General features: G+C 48.5%; 4 protein-coding genes and 2 pseudogenes. 3 read left to right on the top strand and 3 right to left on the bottom strand.

Features of this window, described 5'->3' with window-relative positions:
* The 3 genes and pseudogenes from FYJ34_RS11515 to hrcA (FYJ34_RS11505) all read right to left on the bottom strand — a co-directional run.
* The coding region (locus FYJ34_RS11515) for an Hsp70 family protein (protein ID WP_154478927.1) at nt 1-336 on the bottom strand (336 nt) is incomplete at its 3' end.
* Nucleotides 337-349: 13 nt separating this feature from the next.
* A pseudogene (grpE, locus tag FYJ34_RS15180) lies at nt 350-1002 on the bottom strand (nucleotide exchange factor GrpE).
* A gap of 11 nt (nt 1003-1013) precedes the next feature.
* Nucleotides 1014-2063, bottom strand: a complete 1050-nt coding sequence (hrcA, locus tag FYJ34_RS11505; RefSeq protein WP_154478484.1) for a heat-inducible transcriptional repressor HrcA — start codon at nt 2061-2063, stop codon at nt 1014-1016.
* A 316-nt stretch (nt 2064-2379) separates the two neighbouring features.
* On the opposite strand from hrcA (FYJ34_RS11505), the gene hrcA (FYJ34_RS11500) reads away from it, so the two are divergent.
* From hrcA (FYJ34_RS11500) to FYJ34_RS11490, 3 genes and pseudogenes are all read left to right on the top strand, one after another.
* Entirely contained in the window at nt 2380-3429 is a 1050-nt protein-coding gene (hrcA, locus tag FYJ34_RS11500) for a heat-inducible transcriptional repressor HrcA (RefSeq protein WP_154478484.1), read from the top strand.
* Nucleotides 3430-3446: 17 nt separating this feature from the next.
* Complete coding sequence (grpE, locus tag FYJ34_RS11495; protein ID WP_416389717.1) at nt 3447-4094, top strand: nucleotide exchange factor GrpE; 648 nt, start codon at nt 3447-3449, stop codon at nt 4092-4094.
* A gap of 13 nt (nt 4095-4107) precedes the next feature.
* Nucleotides 4108-4448: pseudogene (locus FYJ34_RS11490) on the top strand (Hsp70 family protein); the annotation flags it as partial.

The following is a 4448-nucleotide window of genomic DNA, read 5'->3' as shown; positions in this document are numbered from 1 at the left end:
CGTCACTTTTTCTCCCAGATATCCTTCTGCATCCGCCTTTAACTTCTGCAGAATCATGGCAGAAATCTCCTGGGGAGAATACTTCTTGTCGTCGATGGCCACTTTGAAGTCAGACCCCATCTCCCTCTTAATGGAAGAGATCGTCCGTTCTGCATTGGTCACTGCCTGACGTTTTGCCGGTTCTCCCACCAGCCTTTCTCCCGTCTTAGTAAAGGCTACTACAGACGGGGTCGTCCTTGCTCCTTCTGTGTTGGCGATCACTACCGGCTGTCCGCCTTCCATTACTGCCACACAACTGTTTGTTGTACCCAAGTCGATTCCAATAATTTTTCCCATAACTAATTCCTCCTTAATTTGCTACTTTTACCATACTGTGTCGGATAACGGTTTCTCTATATTTGTATCCTTTTTGGAATTCTTCCACTACGACATTTTCACCCTGCTCTTCATCCTCCACATGCATGACTGCGTTGTGGAGATTGGGGTCGAAGGCTTCTCCCACGGCGGCGATCACTTCTACTCCCGCCTCCGACAGAGTCGTCATCATCTGTTTGTAGATCATTTCCATTCCCTGTACGAAAGGCTGATCCTTTTCCTCCTCCTTCACGGCGGAAAGTCCTCTTTCAAAGTTGTCTACCACCGGCAGGATCTTTTCCACGATGTCTCTGGCTCCGATCTCATACATCTGCGCCTTTTCCTTCTCGGTGCGTTTTCTGAAATTATCAAACTCTGCCATCTGTCTGGTGACCCGATCAGTCAGTTCCTCTATCTTTTCATCTTTTTTGTCTTTCTTTCCCTTTTTTCTTCCTCATCGGAAGTCTGCCGGGGATCTGCGGCGTCTTGTCCCTTTTCCTCAGACGCGCCTTCAGGCTCCTGGCAGTCTGCCTGCCTCTCTTTTTCCGCGTCTTCACAGGATGCTTTGCCCGCTGCTTCCTTTGCTTCTTTTACTGCCTCTTTTACAATTTCTTCCTGGCTTTTGTCCTGCCTGTCTTTCACAGCCATTTTCCACCTTCCTATTCTTTTCTATGAAACATCTGATCCAGCTCCTGCTGCAGCCTTCGCATGGATTTTAGTACATGCTCATAATCCATACGCTTTGGTCCGATGATCCCTATCGTTCCTTTCATTCCGTCTCCCAGCTCATACGTTGCCGTAACCACACTGCAGTCCTTCATGGTCTGCACCGGCGCTTCTTCCCCGATATACACCTGGATCCCCGTGTTTTCTTCCTGGGACAGGGTCTGTGTCACAAGCTCCGTCAACTGCTGCTTTTCTTCAAAAGCGCTGATGATCTCCTGCGCGCTCTGCTTGTCGCTAAGTTCCGGATATTTGAAGATGTTGGTAGCTCCGCTGGTATAGATCTGCATCTCTTCCTCCAGTTGAATGGCGTCTGCTACTGCATCCAGCACCATCCCCACCATCTCTCCGTGGATCCCAGCCTGCTCCTTCAACCTTGCGATCAGTCCCAGATTGATCTCCTCAATGGCCATCCCATTTAAAGAGGTATTCAGGAGCATATTCAGCTTCAGAAGATTTTCATTGCTTAGCGGCTCTTCGATCTCTATGATCTTATTCTTGATGACATTGCCTCCCAGAACGATCACGGCGATCACATGGCCTTCATCTACCATGGACAACTGGATAAATTTCAACTTGTTGGCACTGTTCAGGGGCGTAGACACCATCGTAGCATAGTTGGTGTTGGCGGCCAGCGCTTTGGCTGCCTGCTTTAAAAGCTGTTCCATACGGTCGGCTTTTTCCAGCATCCGCTCCTGCATCTGTGTCAGCTCCTGCTCCTTTTCTTCCATGAGCATATCCACATACAAGCGGTATCCTTTATCCGAGGGGATACGTCCTGCAGACGTGTGCGGCTGAAGGATATATCCAAGCTCCTCCAGATCTGCCATTTCATTTCGTATCGTCGCAGAACTGAGATTCAGATCAGTATATTTGGAGATCGTCCTGGAACCTACCGGCTCTCCCGTCTCCAGATAGTTCTGAATGATGGCGTGCAGGATCCGGGTCTTTCGTTCGCTCAGTTCCTGATTCGGATGCACCGTCATGTATCCACCTCCTTTTCTTTATTAGCACTCAGAAAAATCGAGTGCTAACATCTTCGTTTATTAATGTAGCACTCGACCCTTCACTTGTCAACTATCTTTATACTTTTTTTATATTTCACTTACCGCTTTTTGATGAATTTGCGTATAGCCTCCAGCTTCCCACTATTCACCGCCTTTTTCAGCCGGGCTGAGTCTGCTGAAATCATAAAAAAAGTATAAAGATAGTTGACAAGTGAAGGGTCGAGTGCTACATTAATAAACGAAGATGTTAGCACTCGATTTTTCTGAGTGCTAATAAAGAAAAGGAGGTGGATACATGACGGTGCATCCGAATCAGGAACTGAGCGAACGAAAGACCCGGATCCTGCACGCCATCATTCAGAACTATCTGGAGACGGGAGAGCCGGTAGGTTCCAGGACGATCTCCAAATATACTGATCTGAATCTCAGTTCTGCGACGATACGAAATGAAATGGCAGATCTGGAGGAGCTTGGATATATCCTTCAGCCGCACACGTCTGCAGGACGTATCCCCTCGGATAAAGGATACCGCTTGTATGTGGATATGCTCATGGAAGAAAAGGAGCAGGAGCTGACACAGATGCAGGAGCGGATGCTGGAAAAAGCCGACCGTATGGAACAGCTTTTAAAGCAGGCAGCCAAAGCGCTGGCCGCCAACACCAACTATGCTACGATGGTGTCTACGCCCCTGAACAGTGCCAACAAGTTGAAATTTATCCAGTTGTCCATGGTAGATGAAGGCCATGTGATCGCCGTGATCGTTCTGGGAGGCAATGTCATCAAGAATAAGATCATAGAGATCGAAGAGCCGCTAAGCAATGAAAATCTTCTGAAGCTGAATATGCTCCTGAATACCTCTTTAAATGGGATGGCCATTGAGGAGATCAATCTGGGACTGATCGCAAGGTTGAAGGAGCAGGCTGGGATCCACGGAGAGATGGTGGGGATGGTGCTGGATGCAGTAGCAGACGCCATTCAACTGGAGGAAGAGATGCAGATCTATACCAGCGGAGCTACCAACATCTTCAAATATCCGGAACTTAGCGACAAGCAGAGCGCGCAGGAGATCATCAGCGCTTTTGAAGAAAAGCAGCAGTTGACGGAGCTTGTGACACAGACCCTGTCCCAGGAAGAAAACACGGGGATCCAGGTGTATATCGGGGAAGAAGCGCCGGTGCAGACCATGAAGGACTGCAGTGTGGTTACGGCAACGTATGAGCTGGGAGACGGAATGAAAGGAACGATAGGGATCATCGGACCAAAGCGTATGGATTATGAGCATGTACTAAAATCCATGCGAAGGCTGCAGCAGGAGCTGGATCAGATGTTTCATAGAAAAGAATAGGAAGGTGGAAAATGGCTGTGAAAGACAGGCAGGACAAAAGCCAGGAAGAAATTGTAAAAGAGGCAGTAAAAGAAGCAAAGGAAGCAGCGGGCAAAGCATCCTGTGAAGACGCGGAAAAAGAGAGGCAGGCAGACTGCCAGGAGCCTGAAGGCGCGTCTGAGGAAAAGGGACAAGACGCCGCAGATCCCCGGCAGACTTCCGATGAGGAAGAAAAAAAGGGAAAGAAAGACAAAAAAGATGAAAAGATAGAGGAACTGACTGATCGGGTCACCAGACAGATGGCAGAGTTTGATAATTTCAGAAAACGCACCGAGAAGGAAAAGGCGCAGATGTATGAGATCGGAGCCAGAGACATCGTGGAAAAGATCCTGCCGGTGGTAGACAACTTTGAAAGAGGACTTTCCGCCGTGAAGGAGGAGGAAAAGGATCAGCCTTTCGTACAGGGAATGGAAATGATCTACAAACAGATGATGACGACTCTGTCGGAGGCGGGAGTAGAAGTGATCGCCGCCGTGGGAGAAGCCTTCGACCCCAATCTCCACAACGCAGTCATGCATGTGGAGGATGAAGAGCAGGGTGAAAATGTCGTAGTGGAAGAATTCCAAAAAGGATACAAATATAGAGAAACCGTTATCCGACACAGTATGGTAAAAGTAGCAAATTAAGGAGGAATTAGTTATGGGAAAAATTATTGGAATCGACTTGGGTACAACAAACAGTTGTGTGGCAGTAATGGAAGGCGGACAGCCGGTAGTGATCGCCAACACAGAAGGAGCAAGGACGACACCGTCTGTAGTAGCCTTTACTAAGACGGGAGAAAGGCTGGTGGGAGAACCGGCAAAACGTCAGGCAGTGACCAATGCAGAACGGACGATCTCTTCCATTAAGAGGGAGATGGGGTCTGACTTCAAAGTGGCCATCGACGACAAGAAGTATTCTCCCCCAGGAGATTTCTGCCATGATTCTGCAGAAGTTAAAGGCGGATGCAGAAGGATATCTGGGAGAAAAAGTGACGGAGG

This window comes from Suipraeoptans intestinalis, assembly GCF_009696485.1.
Taxonomy (GTDB): Bacteria; Bacillota; Clostridia; order Lachnospirales; family Lachnospiraceae; genus Suipraeoptans; species Suipraeoptans intestinalis.
This window is presented reverse-complemented; position numbering and strand designations above follow the sequence as displayed.